This is a genomic window from Roseibium sp. M-1 (assembly GCF_054515675.1).
Genome location: NZ_CM137257.1, coordinates 2,764,702 through 2,789,757 on the forward strand (window position 1 = coordinate 2,764,702; position 25,056 = coordinate 2,789,757).

Annotated in this window: 13 protein-coding genes, 4 pseudogenes and 1 other annotated feature; of the genes and pseudogenes, 12 read left to right on the forward strand and 5 right to left on the reverse strand. The window is 57.1% G+C overall.

Annotated elements, in window-relative coordinates; genetic code table 11:
* Positions 1 to 294 precede the first annotated feature (294 nt).
* The 8 genes from ACX3M4_RS12425 to ACX3M4_RS12460 all read left to right on the forward strand — a co-directional run bounded on the left by ACX3M4_RS12425 (position 295) and on the right by ACX3M4_RS12460 (position 11,912).
* Positions 295 to 1,791 (forward strand): glycosyltransferase, encoded by a 1,497-nt coding sequence (locus ACX3M4_RS12425; protein WP_459358894.1) that lies wholly within the window; start codon positions 295 to 297, stop codon positions 1,789 to 1,791.
* Between the two features lie 54 nt (positions 1,792 to 1,845).
* Positions 1,846 to 2,907 carry a PilZ domain-containing protein gene (locus ACX3M4_RS12430; RefSeq protein WP_459358895.1) on the forward strand — a complete coding sequence of 354 codons (1,062 nt, stop codon included), beginning with the start codon at positions 1,846 to 1,848 and terminating at the stop codon, positions 2,905 to 2,907.
* A gap of 104 nt (positions 2,908 to 3,011) precedes the next feature.
* Positions 3,012 to 4,463: a mannose-1-phosphate guanylyltransferase/mannose-6-phosphate isomerase gene (locus ACX3M4_RS12435; RefSeq protein WP_459358896.1), complete on the forward strand. Its 1,452-nt coding sequence runs from the start codon at positions 3,012 to 3,014 to the stop codon at positions 4,461 to 4,463.
* Positions 4,464 to 4,487: 24 nt separating this feature from the next.
* On the forward strand, positions 4,488 to 5,579 hold the full coding sequence (locus tag ACX3M4_RS12440) for a hypothetical protein (RefSeq protein WP_459358897.1): 1,092 nt from the start codon (positions 4,488 to 4,490) through the stop codon (positions 5,577 to 5,579).
* A 58-nt stretch (positions 5,580 to 5,637) separates the two neighbouring features.
* Positions 5,638 to 7,047, forward strand: coding sequence for an alginate O-acetyltransferase AlgX-related protein (locus ACX3M4_RS12445; RefSeq protein ID WP_459358898.1), 1,410 nt, complete (start codon positions 5,638 to 5,640; stop codon positions 7,045 to 7,047).
* An 8-nt stretch (positions 7,048 to 7,055) separates the two neighbouring features.
* Positions 7,056 to 7,727 carry an alginate O-acetyltransferase AlgF gene (locus ACX3M4_RS12450; protein ID WP_459358899.1) on the forward strand — a complete coding sequence of 224 codons (672 nt, stop codon included), beginning with the start codon at positions 7,056 to 7,058 and terminating at the stop codon, positions 7,725 to 7,727.
* 136 nt (positions 7,728 to 7,863) lie between these two features.
* On the forward strand, positions 7,864 to 10,692 hold the full coding sequence (locus ACX3M4_RS12455) for a tetratricopeptide repeat protein (protein WP_459358900.1): 2,829 nt from the start codon (positions 7,864 to 7,866) through the stop codon (positions 10,690 to 10,692).
* Between the two features lie 71 nt (positions 10,693 to 10,763).
* A complete protein-coding gene (locus tag ACX3M4_RS12460) occupies positions 10,764 to 11,912 on the forward strand; it encodes an alginate lyase family protein (RefSeq protein ID WP_459358901.1) in 1,149 nt (382 codons plus the stop codon).
* Between the two features lie 68 nt (positions 11,913 to 11,980).
* On the opposite strand, the gene ACX3M4_RS12465 is transcribed toward ACX3M4_RS12460, so the two are convergent.
* Together ACX3M4_RS12465 and ACX3M4_RS12470 are read right to left on the reverse strand one after the other, a co-directional pair.
* Positions 11,981 to 15,082 (reverse strand): calcium-binding protein, encoded by a 3,102-nt coding sequence (locus tag ACX3M4_RS12465; protein WP_459358902.1) that lies wholly within the window; start codon positions 15,080 to 15,082, stop codon positions 11,981 to 11,983.
* A 285-nt stretch (positions 15,083 to 15,367) separates the two neighbouring features.
* Positions 15,368 to 15,463, reverse strand: a pseudogene (locus ACX3M4_RS12470) (ATP-binding protein); the annotation flags it as partial.
* Positions 15,464 to 15,949: 486 nt separating this feature from the next.
* Between ACX3M4_RS12470 and ACX3M4_RS12475 the strand changes: the two are divergent.
* Together ACX3M4_RS12475 and ACX3M4_RS12480 are read left to right on the forward strand one after the other, a co-directional pair.
* Positions 15,950 to 17,128 (forward strand): annotated as a pseudogene (locus ACX3M4_RS12475) (IS481 family transposase).
* A gap of 287 nt (positions 17,129 to 17,415) precedes the next feature.
* Positions 17,416 to 18,642, forward strand: a complete 1,227-nt coding sequence (locus tag ACX3M4_RS12480; protein WP_459358903.1) for a tyrosine-type recombinase/integrase — start codon at positions 17,416 to 17,418, stop codon at positions 18,640 to 18,642.
* A gap of 260 nt (positions 18,643 to 18,902) precedes the next feature.
* On the opposite strand, the pseudogene ACX3M4_RS12485 reads toward ACX3M4_RS12480, so the two are convergent.
* From ACX3M4_RS12485 to ACX3M4_RS12495, 3 genes and pseudogenes are all read right to left on the reverse strand, one after another.
* A pseudogene (locus ACX3M4_RS12485) lies at positions 18,903 to 19,394 on the reverse strand (IS3 family transposase); the annotation flags it as partial.
* A gap of 67 nt (positions 19,395 to 19,461) precedes the next feature.
* Positions 19,462 to 21,003, reverse strand: a complete 1,542-nt coding sequence (gene ltrA / locus ACX3M4_RS12490; RefSeq protein ID WP_459358904.1) for a group II intron reverse transcriptase/maturase — start codon at positions 21,001 to 21,003, stop codon at positions 19,462 to 19,464.
* A gap of 630 nt (positions 21,004 to 21,633) precedes the next feature.
* Positions 21,634 to 22,441 (reverse strand): annotated as a pseudogene (locus ACX3M4_RS12495) (IS3 family transposase); the annotation flags it as partial.
* Positions 22,000 to 22,109: a sequence feature (AL1L pseudoknot), on the reverse strand. It overlaps the preceding pseudogene by 110 nt.
* Positions 22,442 to 23,216: 775 nt before the next feature.
* Here ACX3M4_RS12495 and cysQ point away from each other — a divergent pair.
* Together cysQ and cysD are read left to right on the forward strand one after the other, a co-directional pair.
* The gene (gene cysQ / locus ACX3M4_RS12500; RefSeq protein WP_459358905.1) at positions 23,217 to 24,059 is read left to right on the forward strand and encodes a 3'(2'),5'-bisphosphate nucleotidase CysQ; all 843 of its coding nucleotides are present in this window, start codon (positions 23,217 to 23,219) and stop codon (positions 24,057 to 24,059) included.
* A gap of 66 nt (positions 24,060 to 24,125) precedes the next feature.
* The gene (gene cysD, locus ACX3M4_RS12505) at positions 24,126 to 25,055 is read left to right on the forward strand and encodes a sulfate adenylyltransferase subunit CysD (RefSeq protein ID WP_459358175.1); all 930 of its coding nucleotides are present in this window, start codon (positions 24,126 to 24,128) and stop codon (positions 25,053 to 25,055) included.
* Position 25,056 lies beyond the last annotated feature (1 nt).

Here is a 25,056-nt window from a genome sequence, read left to right on the forward strand (position 1 = left end):
ATTTCAATTTTCAGAAAAATCGCGAAAATTTCAACAAGTTAGCCAATTTTTTATTGGCACAGGAATTGCAAAACCTTTTTGCAAAAGTGAAATTTCTGAAATCCAACGTGTCATATCCGCATTGACTGAGAAAATGTGACGATGAGATCAGGAAAAGTCGATGAGTAGGACGCAACAAAATCACCGTGACGGTTACGGCAGTGTATTGGACTCAAACCGAATGCAACGACAGGGTCGCAAGTTCACTTGCGCGGATCTGCAGGCCGAAAAGCTCATGAGCTCTCGGGGGACGGCATGATTTACCACGTCCTCTACATGCTCGTGATCGCGATCGTCGTGGTGCTGCTGCCGGACGAAGCCTTTTCGCACAAGACGCAGCAGGTTTTGCTGGTGCTCGGCCTGCTTGGCATCTGGCGCTACACCTGGGGTGTTATCCATCTGCTCCGCAGCCTTTGGTACAGGAAAATTGCGTTCCCGCGCATCCGCCGCGAAGCCGGGACGAAGGCCGCGGAAGCCGGGTACGGCCACGCCTTCTTCCTGATCACCAGCTTTCGCATCGACGCGCCGACAACGTTGAAGGTCTATCGCGGTGCGTTCGAGGCCGCCATGCGCGCTCCCGCCGGGGCGACCGTAATCGCGTCCATCGTAGAACTGGGCGACCAGAGGCTGATCGAACAGCTTTACCAGAGCATGTTCGGTGAAGAACGGCCATTCATCCTCGATTTCGTTCGCATTGCAGGCACCGGCAAGCGCGACGCGCTGACCTACGGCTTTGAAGCGATTTCGCGCTACAACCCAGGCCCCAACGACACCGCGTCGGTCATTGACGGTGACAGCATCGTACCGCCGGACCTCGTCGAGAAATGCGCCAATATATTCCTGATCAACCCGCGTATCGGCGCATTGACGACCGACGAGACCTGCACGGTCGAGGGCCGCGACATCTTCCGCAAGTGGTACTCTCTGCGCTTTGCACAGCGGCAGATCCTGATGAGTTCGAACGGGCTTGCCAAACGCGTGCTGACTTTGACGGGACGCATGTCCATGTTCCGGGCGCAGATCGTCTGCCGGCCGGAGTTCTACCGCCATATCAACGAGGACTTCATCGAACACTGGCGCCTCGGCCGCATCAAGATGCTGACCGGCGACGACAAGTCGTCCTGGTACTGGCTGCTGAAAAACGGCTACCTGATGTACTATGTGCCCGACGTCGTCGTCGAAACGATCGAACAGCCGCCCGTGGACGATTTCATCGCTTCGGCCAAGGTGCTGATGACGCGCTGGTTCGGGAACATGTTGCGGACCAACACGCGTGCGCTCGCACTTGGTCCGCATAGGGTCGGCCTCTTCACATGGTGGTCGGTCCTGGATCAGCGCATCAGCATGTGGACGTGTCTCTCCGGTTTGACGATCGCGTTCCTCGCCTCGATCTTCGTCTCACCCTTCGCCTTTGTGCTTTACCTGCTTTGGGTGGCGATCTCCCGGTATCTGGTGATGCTGACTTTCCTGACCGTTCGCAAGGAAGTCTCCATCTCCTATCCGTTCCTGCTCTACTTCAACCAGATCTTCGGCTCGTTCATCAAGGTCTACATCTTCTTCCGCATGGACCGGCAGAGATGGACCCGGCAGAACACGACGCTCGGCGGATCGGAGAGCCGGTTCAGGCACTACTACAAACTTGTCTCGTCCAACCTCGTCCACGCCTCGGCCATCCTCGTCTATGTCGCCGTGCTGGCCTACGTGATGGACATCTTTTCAACGAGCGATGCGATCGATGCCTTCTACCGCTGATCACGAGCCTCGCTCCGTAAACCTTTCGACCAACCTCTGGCTGGGAAATTGAACATGAGTACCGTAGCTTCAGAAGTCCAAGTCCAGCGGCAGCACCCCCGCTTCAAACTGCCCCTGATGGTCGTCATCAAGGACAGGAAGTACATGGCGGCCGATTGGTCCGTGGGGGGAGTGGCGCTTCAGAATGCGGATCAGGCGTTCAAGGCCGGGGAGCCGGTCGATCTGACCATGAGTTTCAATCTGCAGGGCTATGCCGTTAATCTGAAAATGAACGGCATCGTGCGCTACAACCGCCGCGACATCGGCCGGTGCGGCATCGAGTTCACCGATGTCACGCAGCGCCAGTTGACGCTGATCCGGTACATGATCGATTGCTACATCTCCGGTCAGCTCGTCGAAGCCGGCGATGTTCTGGAATTCATGAGCCGTGACAGTTCTGCAAAAGCGCGCAAGAAGGAACTGGACAAGGCCGCGAACGACGATCGCAGCCGCTCGTTGCTCGGCATCGTTCAGCAGGTCTTCGGGTTTACCCTGACGTTCGGCCTTGCCTTCCTTGCACTTGCATATCTCGGCGTCTCCGCGTTCAACCGTATCTTCGTGTTCGACGCCAATTCGGCAACGGTGGAATCCGAGCTCGTCTCACTGCCTGCACCTTCCAGCGGGTTCGTGACGTCCTTCGCCGACAAGACCTCGTTCAAGGCTGGAGAACAGGTCTACGTTTTCGTCGATATCAAGACCCAGGAACAGACGCCGGTCTTCAGCCCGTGCAATTGCGACGTTGTCGGCGAGGTCCCCGCGGAAGGCGACTATGTCGCCCGTGGACAATCGCCAGTCAAATTCTTCGACAGTTTCGCACCGAGTTTCGTGAAAGCGAAGATTTCCTTCGAGGACATTTCCAGGCTCGGCACGGATACGAACACCGCCATCAGCTTCATGGACGGTACCGAAATCAGGCTCGGCTATCTGCCCGAGAAGGTTCTGAAGAACATCGTCAATCCGGATGTACTCGATGACAACGTCTATCTCAGCATCCCGGTCGACAGGGAATTTTCTGCCGAAGATGTCGGGCTTCCTGTCCGGGTGCGTTTCAACACCTTCTCACTTCCAGGCATGTGAGCCCGGCCCCCTAGGTCCGAAGGCGCGCGAAATTACGAAACAAGCCACTGAATTTACTTTTAAAAATCTTGGTTGCCCAGTTACCCCGAAGATGAGGTTATGAGATGGCACAGATTATTCCTACGATCATGATCGGCGGCTCCGGGACCCGCCTCTGGCCGTTGTCGCGCAAAAACAGTCCAAAACAGTTTCTGCGGCTTTTTGGCGAAAAGAGCCTCTTTCAGGAAACGGTTGCCCGGTTTCCGGATAGCGAGTTCGCAAGCCCCTGGCTGATGACGAATGTCGACGTCCTCAATTTTGCCGTCGAGCAGTCAGAGGAGATTGGCATAAAGCCGGCCGGCATCTTCGTCGAACCGTTGATGCGCGGCACCGCTGCAGCGATCGCCGCCATGGCTGTGGCAGCCGAACAGCTCGATCCGCAATCGCTGATCCTGGCAGCTCCCGCCGACCACGTGATCGAGAATCCCGAAGAATTCCGCAGACAGATACAGCTCGCCAAGCCGCTTGCCGAGGACGGCGCCATCATCACGTTCGGAATTGTACCGACGGCGCCGGAAACGGGCTTCGGTTACATCAAGGGTGGCAAGACCGTCTCGACATCCTCGGGCGATGTCGGTTTCCGCGTGTCGAAAGGCGGTTTTCTGGAAAAGCCGGACCTTGCCACGGCACAGGGTTTCCTGGCGGCGGGCACATACTACTGGAACGCGGGTATCTTCCTCTTCTCCGCCAAGACAATCATCCGGGAGATGAAGACCTACGCCCCGGGCATCATGCAGGCTGCCGGTGAAGCCGTTGCGGCATCGCAGTCGGAACTGAGATCCGACATCCCGGTCTATTACCTGAACAAGGAATCGTTCGCCCAGGCACCGGAAATGTCGATCGACAATGCGGTGATGGAACATTCAGACAAGATTGTGGTCGTGCCCAGCGACATAGGCTGGAGCGATGTCGGTTCCCTTTCCGCCATCTGGGATATCAGTCCGAAGGATACGGATTCGAACGTCACCTCGGGCAAGGTTCTCACGATCGATTCACACGATTGCCTTCTGAAAGCCACCGCAGACCGCCGGATTGTGGCGCTGGGGATCGAAAACATCATGATCGTAGACACGGTCGACAGCGTTCTCGTCATGCCCCGCAGCCGCGCGCAGGACGTCAAGCAGATCGTCTCCGAGCTGAAGGCCATCGGCGCGAGGGAAGCGGTTTCCATGCCGGTCATCAATCACGATTGGGGTGATGCCGAGCAGAAATTCACCGACGAGGATCACAGCGTCACGCAACTCAAGATCCGTCCGGGAAATGTCATCCCGAACCGGCGGGTGACCGCCGAGCGCGAGATCTGGCTGGTCGTCAAGGGCACAGTCGACGTGATCGTCAACTACCAGCGACTTCGCAGGTCGAAGGGGGAAACCTTCACGTTGAAGAACAACGACACGATCACCGTCATCAATCCCGACGAAGACAAGAATGCCAAATGCATGATGATGGTTCAGGAAAACCGTGAATTCGAGCGGATATTCGAAGCCCTCAAACCCGCTGCAGTAGCAGCGGAGTGATCCAGGTTGATCGGGAACCACGCCATGAAACTCGGTGACCACGGATATTTCGTCGAATTCCCGGGACAATCAGTCTTCAAGATCACGGCTGTCGAGGGAACGACACTTTTCGTCACGCCGCTTGGAGAGGACGGCGAAACCGCAGCCGCCCCCCTCGACCAAATCAACGGCTCGATGCGCCCGGCAAGACTTCACGCCGTTACCGAAGAAATGTCCTGTACGCTCGACATTCCATGTTCCGTGACGGGAGCCAAGCTCGCGTTCACGGAAGCAGACGGTCGACTTTACAAGCTGATCGCGGACCAGCACCTGAAAGGCTCTGTCTCGGTCCCTGCCTTTTTCGACCACGCGATGAAGAAGCAACTTGCTGCTGTTGCTGCTCGTGAAACCGGCGAGATGCCACCCTATTACACCAACGCTGCGTCAGCGGACCTGGCGGCAACGAACCGACCGCTGAGACGGTTCGGTGCAGCTCTTTGTGTGATGATACTTGCCGTCACCTTCGGCTTTCTTTGGCTTCATCAGCACCTGACGATTTCCGAAACTTCGAGCCTGATCACGTCCGACTACAAGCTCGTCGCGAGCCCGGTGACGGGGACGGTCGTCTATGTCAACGACGACAAGTCCATCACCGCCGGCGAACCGATATTCGGTATCGAAGGGACATCCGGCCGGCCCGTGATCGTGAATGCCCCGATCGACACCACCAGTTTCGAGGCGGTTGCTTCGCCGGGGGCGCGGGTTGAAAGGGGCAAGGCACTCGGCTGGATCGCGGATGAGGCTGCCGCACCGCAACTGGTCACCTACGTCACCTTCAGTGAAGCGCTTGAAATCGCGAAGGGAGCGGTCGCAAAAGTCAACTTCCGGGATAACAGCGTTTCCTTCCTGCCACTCGGCCTTGGTGACATCCGCTATTCGGTCAGGGACCAGGACACGAGAGATCCCGTGATGAAAATCCAGGTGCAGTTGCCTGACAGGTACCGGGATCAGGTAGGAGCAACCGCCTCCATCCAGATCCGGCGTGAAGGCGACGTTTACAGGAAACTGTGCCGGTTCGCGGGCGGGCTCCCTCCGGTATCCGCATGGTGCAGCACGGCAAAAGATAACGCGACATGAGCAGGGTTGCCTTGCAGGGATCATTTGCGGGCACACACATGCAAAAGTGAGATGAATGATGGTTCAAGCTCAAATTTTGGCGAAGGCCGCACGGTTGTTGCCGGCCGCCGTCTTTTCAATCCTGGCAACCTTGTCCGCGGCCAATGCTCAAGGACCGGCAGCAAAACAGCGTGACCTATTCGCTTGCCCCGACCTTGCGGAGCGCAGCCTTGCCCAGGGGCTCACCCATCCGCTGGTCCAGGGGTATGGCGGCGCCTTCTATCGCGTCAACGCCGACCTGAGGGACTTCTATCTCTATTCCCGGTCGAACATTCAATATTTCGCTCGCCTGAACGAAGTTCTCAAAGAGAGGGACATTGACCTCACCCTGGTCTTCGTTCCTCCCAAATCCTTCATGGATGCGGCCTTCGTTCCGGACGACGTGTGGAAGGAATACGATTTCGACCGGGAGCTGGCGACGGAGACCTACAGACTGCTGAACGAAGACCTGATCGCAGCGGGGCTGCGCAGCGTCGATTTCCTGAAGCTGCGCGAACAGCTCGCTTCCGAAGGCGATGAAAGGTTCTTCTTCCTGCGCGATTTCCACTGGACGCCAAGGGGATCGCGCGCAACCGCCGGAGTGGTCGCCGAAGCACTGAAACAAACCGATGCCTATAGCGATCTGAACACCAAGGAATTCGAGACCGGGATCGTCGATCCGGAGCTGTTGCACCTTGCCGGAATGCACAAGATTGTCGACACTTTGTGCACCGGTCCCGTCGTCCAGGAATACATGGTCAAATACGAGACGACGGAAGCCTTGAACGACCTGGATTCCCTGCTCGACGACGACGCTACGCCCGTCGCGCTGATCGGCACCAGCTTCAGCGACGAGATCAACCCCTACAACTTCGCCGGTTTCCTGCGCGAATTCATGGACGTGGAAATCGCCAGCTACGCCATCAGCGGCGGCGGCATGGACTCCTCGGTCATCGACTGGACCCACAATGCCCTTCCGGAGAGCGAGGGAACGCGCTTTCTGATCTGGGAGTTGCCGATGACGGCAGGGATCGCCCGCTTCCCCGAGGTCACTTTCCGCCAGATCATTCCGGCGGTGGCGGGTTTCTGCGGGGCCGAAAGAATGATCGCGGAAGTCGACTACGACATCGAAGCCGGCGGCGCTGTAACGCTCGACCTGGCTGAGCTCGCACCGGGGCAGGATCATCTTCCGGGCTCCGACTATTACCTGGCCATGAGCCTGTCGGAGACGGATGTGCGCAGTTTCGCTCTTGATATTTCCCAGCGTGACGGCTCGAACGAAAACATCCTGATCAACCGGCCGGAACGCGTCACCAGTTTCAGTTCTCTGTTTTTCGAAATGTCCCAGACACAGATTTCCCCGCTGCGCTCCATCACGGTGAAGCCCGGTGGCGAAAAGGCCTTATCAGGCACACTCAGCCTCTGTCGATACGGCTCGTCCAACTCGTGAGAGAAAGCATGACCATGTTCAAGTACCTGTCCATACAGCCAAATCCCCTGGCACTCGCGACCCTCTTCTTCTCGCTGACCTTCGCGGTGCTCACGCCAGCCAGTGCCGGTGGTGACGAAGGGCTTTACGACAGCCCGCCGCCTCCTGGCTCCTCGTTCGTGCGCATCATCGACGGACAGCGTGCGTCCGGCGTCGCGAATGTCGGCTCGGTGGAATATCTGCTGAGCGAGGAGGGCCTGACCCCCTACAAGATTGTTCACGCGGGAACCTATGACCTGTCGATGCGCGACGCTTCTCCCAGCTTCAGCTTCGACGCGGGCAAGTTCTATACAATCGTGGCAGCCGCAGGGACTGATCCGGTACTTGTGGAAGACGAACCCATCAGCAACCCTTCCCGGGCGGGTCTTTATTTCTACAACGCTACCGGTGCGTCTGAGGTCGACCTTGCCCTTGTTCTGGGCGGCAAAGCCGTAAAGGCATTCGAAAAAGTTTCCGCAGACAGCGAAGCCTTCCGGCAATTGAAAGCGGCAACCGTGGGCTTCGAAGCCCAGCAGGCGGGTAACGCACTGGCGATCGCAGACGAATTCAGCCTGAAACGCAAGATCGGCACGACCGTCGTTCTTTTTCAGGACTCTGGAAACTACAAGCTGCTGGTCAGCAACAATTCCCTTGAACCATGACCTGCCCCCGGGCGGAGAGCTTTACTCCCTCCGCCCGTCTAATCCCCTGTTCAGTTGACGTGGTGACAGACAAATGGAATTTCTCTGGCGCGCAATGACGGTTTCACCCCGCCCCGGACCAGTATCCGGTGGTTCCTTGAGAAGGCTTGTGCTGACGGCCGCCTGTGTCGTCGCGCTTGATGCGGCGGGCATGTCCTCCTCCATTGCGGCAGCGAAAACCGAGAATCTGGTCGACGTGATCGGTATCATGCCGCCGGACGCGGACTACGAGACGGTTTGCGCACGCGAAGGTGAACGGGTCGCCCTGATCACTGACTGGGCGAAATGGGATGGTCTCCAGACTGATCGCAAGAGCGACGATCTTTTCAAGATAGCCCGCGAATACAGCAAGGGAAGCGATCGTTTGTTCGCAAATCCCGACACTGCCAGCCGGATCCTGGCCTACCTTGAGGCAAACCGGCACGATTTCGACGTCGAGGAGTTGCGCCTCGCCCAGGCGGAGAATGTTCTGAATGCCCAGCAGGACGCCTTCGGCACGGAAGCAATCGAAAGCCTGCAACAGGCCATCGACGCCGGTTCCGTGAAGGCTGCCACACTGATGGCCCGCTATATCGGTCCGGAAGCGCCCGCCAACCGGCAGGACCTTCAAAAGGCCGCCCAGCTTTATGCAGCTGCCGCGCGTGCGGGCAACCTGGAGGCCGAGCAGGGACTGGTCACGCTCGCAAATACCGGCAGGCCCGAATTCGCGATGACGGATGCCGAAAAGCGGCTGCGCCTGACGAATGTGCTCAACCGCATGATCCAGGAGATCATGAACGAGGGCACGTGCTCCTACCTTTCCCAGATCGGCAACCTCTATCTGCTGGAAAAATACATCACCAAGCAGAATGACGTCGCCCTTGCATGGTTGCGGGTACAGGCCGAACTTGGCGACGGTGTCCTTGCCGAGCTGCTCGGTCGGCGCCTGAAACTCGGCCGCTTCTTCGACTACCATCAGGAAAAGTCGATCGAGCTGTTCAAAATCGCCGCTGAAAAGGGGCGTCCAAAGGCGATGCTGGAAGTCGGACAGGCCCACATCAAGCGCCTGATCGCCAATCCCTCCGAACAGCTTGGCGAGGACTACCTTCTGCGCGCGGCCGACGCCAAGCTTCCGAAGGCCTACGAGTTGCTGGCGAAGTACTATCGTGGCTCTTACGGTCATCAATTCAGACCGGAACGATCGGCCGAGTTCTACGAAAAAGCTGCGGCCGCGGGCGAGAAACGGGAAGATATGCTGTTCGGCCTCGGCAAGCTGTTGATGCTGGATACGCCGGTTCACGATCCCAAGCGCGCGCTTGCGGCCTTCGAGGGTGCAGCCGATCTCGGGCACGAGGGTGCTGCCCGTGAAGCCGCAAACCTCTATTTGCAGGAGCTGATCCCGGGTCAATCTGCCGATTACGTGAAAGCGGTGCGCCTATTCCGGTTCGCCGCCATAAGCGGAGATTCTGCCGCTGCGAGAACACTGTCGAAGCTCTACCGCTGCGGCGAAGGCCTGCCCTACGAGCACCAGGTGTCGGAAACCTGGATGGACAAGGCCGCCTTTCTCGGTTCTTCGGAAAGCATGTATGAGCTGTCTCTGCAGATGTTGCGGAATGGCATGATTGAGCACGATGAGGAACAGTCGATGCGCGGCACAATGCTGTTGCGCAGGGCTGCCCATGACGGCTCTGCGAAAGCGATTGCAACGCTCGCTCTGGCTTATGAAAAGGGCACGAATGCCATTTCCGCCGACCCCGAGCGATACGGCCAGCTCATGGCCTATACTCTTCGCAATCCGTTCAACCATCAGAAAATCTTTCGGGAACTGGCTGTACGCCGTTTCACAGATGGCATGGACACGTCCGCGCGGGCCGAGATCATCAGAAAGACCGCGGAAGAGCTCAGGATTACGGATCTTGACCCCGTATTTGTCGAAGCGTTTGCTGAAAGAGCCTCGACCGCGAATGAAGCAAGCGATCAGTTCCAGCTCGCCCACACGCTGCTGACTTCAGGATCGAACCGTGCGACCACGCTTGAAGCGATCGATCTCCTGGAAGAGGCTGCGGACGATGGTTACGTGAAGGCAAAGATCGACCTGGTACGGTTTTCCACCAACGGGTATTCGGTCGACGCCCTTGAAGAGATCGGTCAGGAAGGTGTTTGCAGCGTCAGGGACGCACTGGCCCTTGCATCGGCCTTTGCCGAAATGGGAACGGAAGAAGCCGCTCCTCACCAGGACCGCTGGCTTGACAGAGCCGGCGAGATCGCAAAAGACGATCCCTTTTCCGCACTCGATATAGCCTTGGCCTACTGGAAGGGTGCCTTCGGCGAGATCAAACGAGCAGAAGCGGAGTCCTTTCTGCTCAAGTCACTTGAACTCGGTCAGGAAAAACCGCTGCTGATCCTGGCGGAGGGTCATATCAAGCATGTCTGGGAGAACGCCACCCCTGAAAAGGGAGCGAAGATTTACAGGGATCTGGCTGCTTCCGGACAAAGCGACGCCGCCCATTATCTTCTGCGCTTCATATCGCAGGGTAAGGTGAAGTCGGATTTCAGCGAGATAGAACAGCTTCTGTCACAAGTGAGAACCGTTCCCGACCTGAAATCCGAACTGGCACCCATCTATCTCAAGCTTGCCGACCTCTCCGGCAAGGGAGCGTTCGGCGATATCAACGGTCCTCAGACACTGTCCTGGCTTCAGGATGCCGCTGACGGCAACAGCGATCCCGTTTTGCTGCGGCGCATTGCCGAAATCTATCTGAACGGACAGATGGGTGTCTCGAGGGACCTTCAGGGCGGCATGCAATGGATGCTGAAGGCTGCGCAATCCGGTGACCGGATTGCGGCGGAACGTGTTGCCCGGTCGTACGAGTTCGGCTTCGTTTTCGAGAAGAATGCCTCCCTGGCTGCCGAATGGGACCAGAAAGCAGAAATCCTTCAAGAGTGAATGAAAGTCGGAAAATGCCAGATAAAGCAAACGCACCGCGTTCCCGGAATGTCCGGTGCGCGGCGCTCGTCGTGAGCCTCGCCGCAGTTTCGTGGGTCACTCTCAAAGCTGGGGCGGCAGCCGGCGAAATCGTCGTTGCGATTGGCAACGCGACTTCCGTCGCGGCGGGACAGACGACGGCCTCGAAGACCCAGGCAACAATGCTCGACTTCCCTTTCAAGGTGCGCACCGACGGCCCGTACCGGACACAAGAGCTGGTTTGTGCGAAACCAAGTCCGGAACCGGTCATCGATCTTGATGTCGGCAGCATCTACGACCCTGACGACGATACGCATTCGAAAGTCGATCCGAAGGCGCAGAAAATCTATCTGGAGAAGATGAATGCAGTGCGCAGCTATGCATCCGAAGTCGTTCGGATGGCCAACCGCTTCCATGCCAAAGGTGACCTTGAAGCCGCGGCGTGTGCGTTGACCTGGCTACAGGACTGGGCACGCGCAGATGCGCTATCCAGCATGAAGACACGCCAGGCCTACCTCACGTTGACACGGGTGCTGTCCGGGCTCGCCCTCGGCATGATGCAGGTGATGCCTGTCGCCGGCGAAATGGACGTCGACGTCAAGCTTGTCCAGGACTGGTTCGTAAGACGGGCAGAGCCGCTTATCGGCGAAGTCTACGGCGACCCCATGGACCGTGCGTCGAACCGGCAGAACCACCGCTACTGGGGAGGGCTGGCCGTCGCCTCGATAGGAGTGGTGACCGGGCGCAAGGATTTTCTCGATTGGGGCGTGGAAAGCTACCGTCTGGGCGTCTGCGAAATTGACGAAGATGGGACGCTTCCCCTGGAACTGGCACGCGGCAAGCGGGCGCGCCAGTATCACAACCATGCCCTTGCCCCGTTGATCCTGATTGCGGAAATCGCGGAAAGCAACGGCATCGATGCCTACGGGTTCTGCAATTCGGCGATCCACCGTCTTGTCGGCTTCCTGATGACGTCCGTGTTCGACGAGACGGAAATCGAACAGATGACCGGCCACAAGCAGCTACCGATCCCCACACGCCCCGGTGGCTATTACAGGGGGGACAGGTTCGCCTGGGCAGAACCCTATCGGGCCCGGTTTCCGGACAAGGCGGCAGAGTTCCGCATAGACGACCTGAAACTGCGCAGACCGCTCTATTCGACGAACCTCGGCGGCGCCACCAGCACACTTTTCCCGAACTGAAGTTCGACCCGACGGAAATGGCGCCGGCAAATTGCCGGCGCCTTCACGGTTTTGTTTTGCCGTCATTCTCAGAAAATAAAATCGCTCTGGTGAAGATCCGCCAGCCTGAAATCGTCGAGCACAATCGACGCCCCGTTGTCGAAGGAAATCTTGACCCCATCGCCATAGGTCGCGATCATCAGGTCCTGCAACCCGTCGAGGCCCATTCCGGAGATATCGATCACGTCGAGACCGCTCTGGAAATCCAGAATGCGATCGGCCTCATTTTTGGCCATGGCGGCAAAGACGAACTGATCGGCTCCCTCGCCGCCAACAAGCCTGTCATTGCCAAGGCCGCCGATCAGAACGTCATTGTCGTCGCCGCCGTCCAACCGGTCGTTGCCGGTTCCACCGTCGAGATAGTCGTTACCGGTTGCGCCGTAGAGACGGTCGTCACCGCTGTCGCCGAAGAGCTTGTCCGATCCGACTTCACCACACAGCGTATCGTCACCCGATCCGCCGTGCAGCCGGTCATGGCCGGTGTCGCCGTAGAGGAAGTCGTTACCGGCATCGCCGTACATCTCGTCTCCGGCCGCCCCGCCATAGAGCTTGTCGTTGCCGTTGCCGCCGGACATGTAGTCGGCCCCGGAATTGCCTTTCAGAATGTCATTGCCGTCGCCGCCGTCGAGGCGATCATCGCTGTAGCCGCCCGAAATCAGGTCGTCGCCAGCACCGCCTCTCAGGTCGTCCTCACCGGCACTTCCGTAGATCGTGTCGTTGCCGTCGCCACCTTCGATAAGGTCATTACCTGAACCGCCATTGATCCAGTCGTTCCCCTCGTCACCGAAGAGTTCGTCATCCCCACCGCTTCCATCGATCGTGTCGGCATCCGCGCCACCATGGACCACGTCGTTGCCGCTTCCTGAGTTGATATTGTCCTTGCCTCTTCCGCCACTGACGAAGTCCTGCCCCATCCCTGAAGAAATGGTGTCGTTACCATCGTTGCCGTAGAGGACGTCATGACCATGGTCATCGATGATGGTGTCGTTGCCGTTTCCCCCGGCAACATGGTCGCAGCCATTTCCGGCATAGATCACGTCATCGCCGTCCTCGCCGAGGATGTAATTGTCTCGAGCGTTCCCGTGCAGTTCGTCGTTCCCACCGCCACCGGCCATGAAGTAGAGCGTGTCGGAAGCGCAAAGGTAATCGTCCGCGTCGTGGCCCACCACATAGTTGAGAATAATCTTGTTCTCACCATAGATGTCGGTCTCGACATGGGCCTTGCCACCCGGCGAGATCGCGGTCCAGTAACCGCGCAGATCGCTGGTGTTCTGGTCCGGCTGATATTCCAGCACCAGCTTGTCGACGATTACGGTGTTGGAATGATCGAAACTGCCGTGGAAGTTGATGTCGCGGTTGGTTTCCGAGATGTGGATCGTGTTGTTGTCTTCAGCGTGCCACGATGAAAACAGGAAGGCGTGCCTGTTGTTGAAGAGTTCAAGATTTGAAAAGCTGCTGTGGAAGGTTTCGTAAAGCTGGACGCCGTATCCGTTGCCTGCCGTGCCCTTGTTGTAGCTGCCGTTGGTGTAAAGATCGTCCGCCCGCAGGGACAGGCTGTTCTGGATCCAGAAACCATGGCTTGCCGCATTGACGACTGAAACACCGCTCATGTCGAAACCGTAGGTGCTGAGTACATGCACTCCGGCCGCGTTCAGAAACTCCGGCAGAACATTTTCGAAGTCATTGTGATTGGGATTGTCCCGCAGGCTTTTCGGCAGATGGTCGCTCAGGTGATAGGTGATCGTAAGATCCTGGACACTCACGCCTTCGAGCAGGTCGACCTTGCCGACGGTTGCCTTGCCGGCATCGAATTCCTGACCGACTTCGTTTTCGAGGTAGACCTTGTTTCCGTCGACGGCAACGACTTTGACCAGCGTTTCGCGGAAGGGCGATTTCGCTGCCTGTTCGGAGTCGTACTCGGTATCCCCTTTCGACCTTAGATAGCTGGCTGTGTTTTCCTGGGAAATATAGAGATAATCGCCTTCGGAAATTTCGCTGGCGTCCTTCAGGAGCAGGACTTTCGAACCTTCCGACGTGTCGCGGGCAACCGTGGTGACATCTTCGGGGATCGAACGCGATCCGACGACAATTCCATCGACGGAAATTTCTGGATCGAGATCGAAGACCAGCTTCGTTCCGGCCTCGCTTTCGCCTTTCAACGTGATATCGGGCCGGTCGATGACCAGACTATCGGTAAACCGGTGAACACCTTCGCGAAGGATGATGGTGGATCCTGCCGGAGCATCGGCTATGAAGGCATTCAGGACATCGACGCTGACCCCTGTGTCGATGAAGTAAGTATTCCCTTCTCGTGAAAACATAGTATCACTCTTGGAAGTAATACCAGAATTATTGTAATTAGTGTTTGTCTGATATGTAACGTTGGCATCGTACAGCTCATCAAGATCTGAGTTTTCAAATATGATTACATCGTTGCCTGAAAGCTGAAGAATCACGTTCTCCCCCTCCTGCCTTGCAAGGGAAAACAGGTGATCCTGGTTAAAGAAGGAATAGCCCCGGAGATCCAGGACATCCTCGCCAACAGTAAAATCCCGAATTGTGAAACTGTCGTGGCCCTTGTCAAAAATAAAGGTATCCACACCGCCGCCGCCGGTTACAACGTCGTCACCACTGCCCATGTTCCAGACTGTATCTGCATCGTTGCCGACTACCGTCTCGCTGCCGCGGCTTCCTGTTACGTCGAAATCCGCGCTCTCTGCCAGATGGAAGGTCACCCCGGCCGAATTCGGCGCCTGCTGCAGACCGCGAAGCTCAAGTTGACCGGCACCATCGATAACGACATTTCCTGATGTCGTTTCCATAAGGTCGACGCGGTGATGACCCTGCTGCGAGAACTGGAGATCGATGCGGTTATCGTCCGACTGGTCCAGAATGTAGTTATCGATTCGGACGACGACGCCGCCGTTCGCTGCAGCCGAAAGGTCGAAGCGGTCTATATTCTGCAAGAGGGACGTTTGCCTGTAGTCCAGAACATAGCCAGTGGTCGAAAGGATGCGTAGTTCATCGACGTTGTTCGCCGAGCCCTGCTGTGCATATTTCGCGAGTGCCGAAATATAGAGATTTTGAATAAAATCAGCTTCCAGCTCCTGGAGCGATGTATTTTTAGTCATTTTCTACTTCTCTCTGCTTAATTTTTAAGCAGCAATATCGCCGCGTTACTAGCGTTTGTTATATCTCCTCCAATTTAATCCCTGATAAAATGCCTAGAATCATTTATTTTGACCAATTTAACTTTGAGTAAACCTTCAAAGCGGTGTTTGTTGCGCACCTTCCTCCATGAGATCTTTGTTGACAGCCATTTCCGCCCTTCAAATCAGAAAATCGGTCAAGATAACCTTCGGCGCTGGGAATCCGGCAGGGCAAAGGACCGGAAGCGATGAAGTCACCGGGTTCTCCTGGGCCTTCTCCTGTTCCAGTGCATTGACCAGCTCACCGGTTGAGAAGAACCGGACCCGCTTGTGGTGATGCTCGATAGCCTGGATGCGGATTGCGCCACCCCGTCCGCAGCAGCAGCTTCACCGCCAGGCAAGCCGCTAGAGCACGTCGCGAAAAAGTGGGATCCGGTTTTTCGCAAAAAGACGTGCGTCTAGAACGAGATAAAGCGGGTCACGTGAATTCAAATGAACGCGACACGGCTTAGAGGCTCTACTCACCAGGACTGACCTGACGCCTGGCCCGGCCAGAGTTCCCACGGGGCGATGCAGCCGGTGGTATGATGATCAGTTGAGGGAGATTTGCCGTAAAGGTGTCAAAGAAGGCAGTCAGGAAGCTGTCCAGCGTTCCGAGACAATCTCTCCGCACCGAATATGGCCTGTTGGGAAGCTTGAAATGACAGGAAATGAGTTGGGCGTCACTCGGACCTCACCAAATTTGGCGAGAATTAGTCTATAAGCTAAATCATTGTGCCCGACCTGAGACATAGGTGACAAAACGTTCCGGACACATAGGTAACACTTTCCGTTTTTCGGGAGGTGTCGATGCCGTGGCAAGAGGTGTCCAAAGTGGAGGAACGTCTTCGTTTCATCGCCCGTCTTCTTGATGGAGAAGGCATGAGTGGGGTTTGTCGCGATTTCGGTATATCCCGCAAGACGGGCTACAAGATCTGGAACCGTTATCAGCGGGACGGGATGGAAGCCTTGTGCGACCGGTCGCGTCGCCCGGTGCGCTAGGCCAACCAGCTTCCGGATCAGGTTGAACGGCTGATTGTCTCGACACGCAAGGAGAAGCCGCACTGGGGCGCGCGCAAGATCCGGGAGGTGTTGGTCAGGAAGCTGTCCGGCGATGTGCGTATTCCCGCGCAGAGCACGGTTCATGCGGTTCTGGACCGGCACGGCCTTGTCAGCAGAGCCCGCAAGAGGCGTCGCGCCAACAAGGCCGCAGGCACGCCTCTTTCGGCTGGTCTTGCCCCAAACGATCTTTGGGCCGCCGATTTCAAGGGCGAGTTCAAGCTGGGCAACCGGCTCTACTGTTACCCTTTGACGGTCACCGACCACGCATCCCGCTATCTGCTGAGCTGCGAGGCCTTTGACTCAACGAAGGAAAAGCCGGTCCTGGACGCCTTTCTTGCCCTGTTCAAAGAGCGCGGCTTACCCGCTGCGATCCGCACGGACAATGGCTTGCCCTTTGCATCACCAAACGGGCTTTACAATCTATCCAAGCTCTCGGTGTGGTGGCTCCGTCTGGGGATCGGCATCGAACGTATCAAGCCCGGCCATCCCCAGCAGAACGGCCGTCACGAGCGCATGCACCTGACCTTGAAGAAGGAAGCCACCCGGCCGCCGGGCATGAACAGCCTTCAACAGCAGGCCAAGTTCGACGCTTTCGTGAGGGAGTTCAATGACGAACGGCCCCATGAAGCGCTTGCCATGAAGACCCCTGCGGAAGTCTACACAGCCTCATCAAGGCAATATCAGGGCCTGCCGGATCTGGACTATCCCATCCATGACAGGGACGCCCTGGTCACCGCCTGCGGGCGGATCTGCATGCATCGCAAGAAGATCAACGTATCGACCGTGCTGGCCGGTCAGAAGCTCGGGATCAAGGAAGTGGAGGATGGTATTTGGCTGATCAGCTTCATGAGCTATGATCTGGGATACATCGACCTGGAGCAGAGAACACTACAGACAATCGACAACCCGTTCGGCACGAGGTTGTAACCCATGTCTCCGGTACAAACTGTTACCTATGTCTCCGGATCGGACATTGAGAAGATTGGCGCACCGGGGAAGATTCGAACTCCCGACCCCCCAGATTCGTAGATTACTTTTTGACGTTTTCCGAAGTTTCTTGAAATACGAATATTCTTAATATCTAATTGAATACATTACTCTTTCTTCCTGATCACTCTGGACGACGTTTCCGCCAATTTGCTTGCATTTGGACGCCATATGGACGCCACTTTGGGTTCCGACAAAACGCAAAGATCTTACCGAGAAGGTGCCACATGAAGATTTCAAAACGCACTGCAGACGCCCTCGCACCCAAAGGTGAACGTTACTTTGTCTGGGATGAAACGATTAGCGGGTTCGGCATCAGGGTCGGAGCCAACGGTCGCAAGACATTTGTATGCAGGTACCGCAATGGCAGCATCCGCCGCCAAGTCAAGCTCGGCAATGTGGGCACCATGACAGCAGAAGAAGCACGTGATGCTGCCAGGAAGGTTCTGGCCAACGTAACTCTTGGAGAGGATCCGGCCGCGGAACGTGATGCCAAACGCAATGCCTTGACGCTTTCGAAACTGCTGGAACTTTTCGTTGAAGGACATGGGCCGAAACTGAAGGCTGCGAGCCTGGAAAATTATGTGTCGACGTTGAAGAAACATGTGATGCCCAAACTCGGCAAGCGTCCTGTAGAAGAGATCACGACCAAGGATCTCAACAAGATCCACATCAGCCTCGTAGAACATCCTTATCACGCGAACAGGGTGATCTCCTATCTGGGCAGCGTCATCAGTTGGGGAGCTCGGAACGGCTATGTCCCTGAAACTTTCAATCCAACCCGTGCAATCAAGCGGTTTCGGGAGCAAGGTCGTCAGCGCTATCTGAGTGATGAAGAGCTGGCCCGGCTGGGCAAGGCGCTTGTTAAGGCGGAAACCGAGGGCCTGCCCTGGTCCATTCAGGTGACTGGCGATAAACGCAAGCACGTCCCTAAATGTAACCAGACGATTGTCTATCCAACCCACGTCACCAACGCCATTCGGCTGTTGCTTATGACTGGGTGCCGCGTTCGGGAAATCCTTCATCTGCGCTGGAAGGAAGTGGATCTCGGACGTGGATTGCTATTCCTTGCCGATTCCAAGACCGGTCGGAAAACCGTCATCCTGAACCGCTCTGCAATTGCGATCCTGGAAACAATGGAGCGCACGGACCGACATGTAATCCCAGGAGACATTCCAGGTCAGCCGAGGCACGATCTCAAGCGGCCATGGACCCACATTCGGGAAGCCGCTGAACTGGAAGATGTCAGATTGCATGACCTCCGGCATACGCACGCCAGTATCGGTGCGATGGCTGGTTTTGGACTTCCAATAGTTGGCAAACTTCTCGGCCACGCTTCTGCAATGACAACACAGCGGTATGCTCACATTGCTGACGATCCGGCTCGTCGTGCCTCAGATGCAATTGGTATGTCTCTCCAAAGGATGATGGAAGGTGCAAGCGCTACCGATTAGTTTGATAGAAACGTTTGGGAATTGCAGGGTTTGATACTGACGAGTGGATTCGAACCTTCTATAAAATTCAATAAATTCAATTATTTAATTGCCCCCGTGGAGAGTTGTAGTGCAATTTGTAGTGCAATTTTGTAGGTGACTGAATTGTAAATTCCCATTCTTTCAACGGCCGTATAGCGCCGCCAAGACGGTCGATCACCGACTCTCCACCGTATGCGGCGTGAACCGCGCCGGGTTTACTGGAGACCATTTGGCTTAAGTTATGCGGCCACGGCTGGTGCGTGTAGCATGGCGTAGTATCGTTCTTCGGCTTCAGCCGGAGGGATGTTTCCTATGGGCTCCAGAAGGCGCCGGTGGTTGAACCAGTCGACCCATCCGAGTGTTGCGAACTCGACGGCCTCGAGGCTGTGCCACGGTCCACGCCGATGAATGACCTCGGCCTTGTAAAGCCCGTTGATCGTTTCTGCGAGAGCATTGTCGTAGCTATCGCCGACACTTCCGACAGAAGGTTCGATGCCAGCCTCGGCCAGCCGCTCCGAATACCTGATCGACACGTACTGAACACCCCTGTCGGAATGATGTATGAGACCGCCGCCGTGAGCAGGTCGTCGATCATGAAGAGCTTGCTCCAGGGCATCGAGGACAAAGGTGGCATGCGCCGTCCGGCTGACACGCCAGCCGACAATGCGCCGGGCAAATGCGTCGATGACGAAGGCGACATAGACGAAGCCCTGCCAGGTGGCAAGTGGAGTAAGAAGCGCGGTTGCGCTTCTCCTCCCCGAACCGTACGTGCACCTTTCAGCGCATACGGCTCTCCATTCAAACTTGGCCCATGGCCATGGCAACATCCTGATAGCGTGAAGTGACGGTGCTGCGGGTTTCACTCCGGAAGATGTATGGATTGCCCTCCGGATTGCGCCACCGGAATTGAGCCTTCGGGCTTGAGACAAGCCGTTGCAGGTCTTTTCCGATGGCCTCGCCTCGTTCATTGCGACCGTAAACGAGCCAGGTTTTCGCCTTGCCCGTTTCCGGGGCCCTGAACCACTTCCGCATCAAGGGTTTGATACGGCTCCGGTACTTATGCCCCAGCCAGTGCGCCATTTTCCAGAACACGACATGGTCTATGTGCCGGAAGACATACGCCCTGAAGTCGGTGAACTTGTAGAACGCCGCCCATCCCGCCAACTGGCGGTTCAGATTGGCGATCATATCGACCGTACTGACACTATGATTGCCGGAAAGGGTCTCGGTCAGTTTGCGGGCAAACGCCTTGGCCTTTTCCCTGGGTATCGTCGTGACAACGGACATGCGTCCGTTCGACCCTCGCTTGCGAATGATCCGGTGCCCCAGAAAGACGAACCCGTCATCGACGTGCGTAATATGGGTTTTCTCCATATTCAGCGTCAACTTCAGGCGGCCCTCCAGAAAGACCCGGCACTCTTCACGGATTTCCTCAGCATGAGCCTTCGTCCCCTTGACGATGACGACGAAGTCATCGGCGTAGCGGCAATAGGCAATCGCAGGTTTCCATTGCCGGTTCTCCCGAACCGTAATGGGGCGTCCCTGCTGTATGCCGAAGTTCCATGCCCAACGATCCTTTCGGGCTTTCCGGTTCAGGTATTTCGCCTCCAGCCAGACATCGAACTCATGGAGCATGATGTTGGACAGGAGCGGTGACAGGACGCCACCTTGCGGAACACCCTCGCTGGCAGCCCTGAACAGGCCACGATCAATGTGACCTGCCTTGAGAATACGCCAGAGGAGATCGACAAACCGTCCGTCCCGCACCCGCCGCCGTACGCATTTAAGAAGCAGCCGGTGATGAACCGTGTCGAAGTAGCTTGCCAGATCACCTTCGATGATCCAGCGGCCCTTCGTGCCACCGCCATCTTGAAGCTGGATCTTCACGGTGCGGACAGCATGATGCACGCTGCGTTCCGGCCGGAAGCCATAGGAGAGGCGATGGAAGTCGCTCTCCCAGATCGGCTCCATGGCCATCAGCATGGCGCGCTGGACGATGCGGTCTGTCAGGGTCGGTATACCCAGCGGTCGTAGCTTGCCCCCCGAACTGGAAAAAGGGGCTTTCGGGATATAGATCCGCTTGACCGGCTTCGGGCAATAGCTACCCTTCAGCAGGTCAGTCCGCAGATCGGTCAGATGGTGATCCAACCCGGCCTGCATCCGTTGCTTATCTATTCCGTCTATGCCTGGGGTCCGGGCGCCGCTTGACGCCAGAACAATCCGGGCCGCTTCGGCAAGCCATTCCCGGTCGGCAATGAGCCGAAGAAGACGATCGAACCGGCGGTTCGGATCGGCCTCGGCCCATGTTGCGAGCTTGTGCTGCATTTCGCTGATTATCAAAGGTCTTCACCTCGTTCGGTCAGGTAGTTTGCACTCCAAGCAGATTGAACTGTTCCCCTTCGCCATGTGGCAGGCTTTCCCCGCCGCGGACTACTACGGGAACTCCGCCAGCATGATGGACATCAGGGTCAACTCCCTTGTGACGCAGAGCATCGTGGGCATTCCATCATGCCTTCCCTCGTTCATATGCTGGACGTCTTCGTATTGGTGAGGCTGCCGGTCGCAGTCTTTTCCCTTGCGTTCCGCAAGTCGATGCCGATGCCACGGTCTGGCTGCATTCTCCCCATGGCGCCCTGCGAACGGCCTACATATACGCTCGCACTCAAAGCCGCTGACATACGTGTCCAGCGCTCCATCGACATTCCGCCTGTCAAGCCGTGTAGGCGGAGGCGACATTCCAGCCCTCAGATGCGGGTGAACCGGTTCGTGTTCCTCAACCTTCCAATACTTCAGCCTCGGGAACCATCTCGGCGTAACGGCTTCGCCTCAATCCCCTTTACCTGCGGGCTACGTCACCCTGCCAGTTGACAACAGGTCACCGCCGCTTGGGCTCATGCCCCCTTGCAGCAGGGGGTAAGGCAATCTTCCAGTCCTCCTTTCTCAATGCATTCCAGACACATGCACCCCGGACCATCCGGGACGAGGCGCACCGTACGTGAAATCCGAAACCCAGAGCCTGTTCGGTGCCGGAGCCTTGAACTGGCGGTTCACACGGTCGGTTGGGCTGGGGGCTGACTTGCCCGGAACCGTCGTTTTGACAGGTTTGCCGCGGATGATCCCCTGAAGCCCCACGGCCTTCATAAGTCGAGCCACGGTGCATCGGGCGATATCGAAGCCCTCCCGCTGCAATTGCCGCCAGACCTTGCGCACGCCATAGACCCGGAAGTTCTCCTCGAAGACACGTCGGATCTCGATCTTCAGAGCGATATCGCGGCGGGCGCGGGCCGACAGGCGATCCACGTCCACCCGCTTGGCGATATTCTCATAATAAGTCGACGGGGCAATCGGCAGCAGTCGGCAGATCGACTCGCCCCCAAACACCGGACGGTGTTCATCGATGAAGGAAATCATCGCTTCAATGGGCGGTCGAGCTCCGCCCCAATGCCCGGCAGGTGGTTACCATGGAATCACCGAGAGGAGGCGCGAAATATGCAGACGCCTTGCGCAAGATCTCGTTGGCCTGGCGAAGTTCACGGTTCTCCCGCTCCAGGGCCTTCATCTTCTCGGCCACTTCGCTCGGCAGACCGGCTCTTGTGCCACTGTCGACTTCCGCCTTCTTCACCCATTCATTGAGCGTATGTGCCGAGCAGCCGAACTTGGCTGCGATTGAGGAAACGGCGGCCCATCGCGACGGATGCTCGGCTTCATGATCCGTCACCATCCGAACGGCGCGGGCACGCACTTCAGGGGAGAATTTGTTCGTTGTCTTGCTTGTCATAGACCCTACTTCTCACGAGTTGGGGTCTCCGGCAAACCCGGTGCAGTTCAGCGTCTCCACCCCATTGATTTCCCGATCGCAACGGTCAGATCTGGCGATTGCAGATGATCCTGTGACGCTCTGCAATTGCGATCCTGGAAACAATGTAGCGCACGGACCGACATGTAGTCTCAGGAGACATACCAGGTCAGCCAAGGCACGATCTCAAGAGCCCTTGGACCCACATTCGGGAAGCCGCAAACCTTGAGGATGTGAGGCTTCATGACCTTCGTCACACCCTTGCGAGTATCGGACCCAGGCTGGGTTTGGTTTGCCAATTGTTGGCAAACTTCTCGGTCCCGCTTCTGCAATGACAACACGGCGGTATGCTCACATTGCAGACGATCCGGCTCATCGTGCCACAGATGCAATTGGGATGTCTGTCCAAAGGATGATGACTGCAGAATTCGTCGACAAATCCTAGGCAACAAAAACTTCGCGCTCTTCACCTCTTCGATCTTTCGAAACCTCCGCCCCGTTAGAAAGATTGCCCATGTGCCACGTGTCTATCTGTGACTGCACTGATCAAACAACCCTCCGGATGCTTTCTCCTCCAAAGACGTGTAATCTGGCACTTCCCTCATTGCTCATCAAAATAGTTTTCAAAAATCAATGGTGGAAGACGCAATTCAGCGGACTAAGATCAATTCCGCATCCCAACCTTGATTTTGAACTTTTATTCCATTAGCGCTTCATGCGCGAAGAGGTCCTGTGAACGCTCTTGAGTTGATCCGCAATGATTGCCAACATCGCGAATTTTTTGAATCAACTCGCGATACGCGCGGGTGAGGAAATTCTGAAAATCTATGCCGAGCCATTCGAGGTTCAGAGCAAGGACGACGGCTCTCCTGTCACCAAGGCGGATGCTGCAGCCGAAAAGATCATTCTTGCAGGCCTTGCCGACCGCTTTCCGGACGTACCGGTAGTGGCCGAGGAGGCCGTCGAAGCCGGTGAACTGCCCGCGACCGGCAGCCGCTACTTTCTGGTGGATCCGCTCGACGGCACAAAGGAATTCCTGAAGAAGAACGGCGAGTTCACGGTCAATATCGCTCTTATCGAGGATGGGCGCCCGGTCTATGGGGTCGTCTCGGCGCCCGCGCTCGGCGAAATCTTCTGGGGCGGTCTCTTGCAATCGCAAGAGGGCGATCGGCCGGCAGCGTTCAAGGGCCGCATCGAGGGCGGCTCGATAACCGATGTCGCACCGATCAATGTCCGAACTCCGCCGGAAGCCGGCCTCAGCGTGCTTGCCAGCCGTTCGCACATGTCGGCGGAAACGGCCGCTTTGATCGACCGCCTGAAGGTGGCCGAACAGCTTTCGGTCGGCTCGTCCCTGAAACTGTGCTGGGTGGCCGAAGGCCGGGCGGATCTTTACCCGCGGCTGGCACCGACCATGCAATGGGACATTGCCGCGGGCGATGCCGTCGTGCGGGCCGCAGGCGGCGCGGTTGTTTTTGCCGCAAGCGGTGAAGATTTCACCTACCGTGTGCCGGAAAACGCCCGCAAGGACGACCTGCGCAATCCCCACTTCCTGGCCGTCAGCTGCAAATCCCTCTTGCCGGACCTGGCGCCTGCCGCCTGATCAGGCGGGCTCCGGCCTGCTGACCCAACGAGACGGCCGGACCGCCGGCCTAACGGAAAAGCGAACATGAATATGCAATCTCACGGGATCACACCCGAGCGTCTCAGCAACCTGAAACGTCTGGAAGCGGAAAGCATCCACATCATCCGCGAAGTCGCGGCGGAATTCTCCAATCCGGTGATGCTTTATTCCATCGGCAAGGACAGCGGCGTCATGCTGCATCTTGCGATGAAGGCGTTTTATCCCTCCAAGCCGCCGTTCCCGCTTCTTCACGTCGATACGACCTGGAAGTTCCGGGACATGATTTCCTTCCGGGATGAAACAGCGAAACGTCTGGGTCTGGATTTGCTCGTCTATACCAACCCGGAAGGGCTGGAGAAGAACATCAATCCGTTCGACCACGGCTCGTCCGTGCACACCCACGTCATGAAGACCGAGGCGCTGAAGCAGGCCCTCAACAAATACGGCTTCGATGCGGCTTTCGGCGGCGCACGCCGGGACGAGGAAAAGTCCCGTGCCAAGGAGCGTGTCTTCTCCTTCCGCAATTCCAATCACGGCTGGGATCCGAAGAACCAGCGGCCGGAACTCTGGAACCTCTACAACGCTCGCGTTGCCAAGGGCGAGAGCATCCGGGCGTTTCCGCTCTCCAACTGGACCGAGCTCGACATCTGGCAGTACATCCTGACGGAGAATATCCCGATGGTGCCGCTCTATTTTGCCGCCAAGCGCCCGGTCGTGAACCGCGACGGCATGCTGATCATGGTCGACGACGACCGCATGAAGCTGCAACCGGGTGAAGTGATTGAGGAAAAGACCGTCCGATTCCGTACGCTCGGCTGTTACCCGCTGACCGGCGCCATTGAATCGGATGCCGACACCCTGCCGGCGATCGTCCGCGAAATGCTGATTGCCCGCACCTCCGAACGCCAGGGCCGCCTGATCGACAAGGACGAAAGCGCGTCGATGGAAAAGAAGAAGCGCGAAGGATATTTCTAAG

What these genes read in the sequence shown, in the direction of transcription:
- cysQ (WP_459358905.1), top strand. Translation starts at nt 23,217, where the DNA reads ATGATTGCCAACATCGCGAATTTTTTGAATCAACTCGCGATACGCGCG.
- ACX3M4_RS12480 (WP_459358903.1), top strand. Translation starts at nt 17,416, where the DNA reads ATGAAGATTTCAAAACGCACTGCAGACGCCCTCGCACCCAAAGGTGAA.
- ACX3M4_RS12445 (WP_459358898.1), top strand. Translation starts at nt 5,638, where the DNA reads ATGGTTCAAGCTCAAATTTTGGCGAAGGCCGCACGGTTGTTGCCGGCC.
- ACX3M4_RS12425 (WP_459358894.1), top strand. Translation starts at nt 295, where the DNA reads ATGATTTACCACGTCCTCTACATGCTCGTGATCGCGATCGTCGTGGTG.
- ACX3M4_RS12430 (WP_459358895.1), top strand. Translation starts at nt 1,846, where the DNA reads ATGAGTACCGTAGCTTCAGAAGTCCAAGTCCAGCGGCAGCACCCCCGC.
- ACX3M4_RS12440 (WP_459358897.1), top strand. Translation starts at nt 4,488, where the DNA reads ATGAAACTCGGTGACCACGGATATTTCGTCGAATTCCCGGGACAATCA.
- ACX3M4_RS12435 (WP_459358896.1), top strand. Translation starts at nt 3,012, where the DNA reads ATGGCACAGATTATTCCTACGATCATGATCGGCGGCTCCGGGACCCGC.
- ACX3M4_RS12450 (WP_459358899.1), top strand. Translation starts at nt 7,056, where the DNA reads ATGACCATGTTCAAGTACCTGTCCATACAGCCAAATCCCCTGGCACTC.
- cysD (WP_459358175.1), top strand. Translation starts at nt 24,126, where the DNA reads ATGAATATGCAATCTCACGGGATCACACCCGAGCGTCTCAGCAACCTG.
- ACX3M4_RS12465 (WP_459358902.1), bottom strand. Translation starts at nt 15,082, where the DNA reads ATGACTAAAAATACATCGCTCCAGGAGCTGGAAGCTGATTTTATTCAA.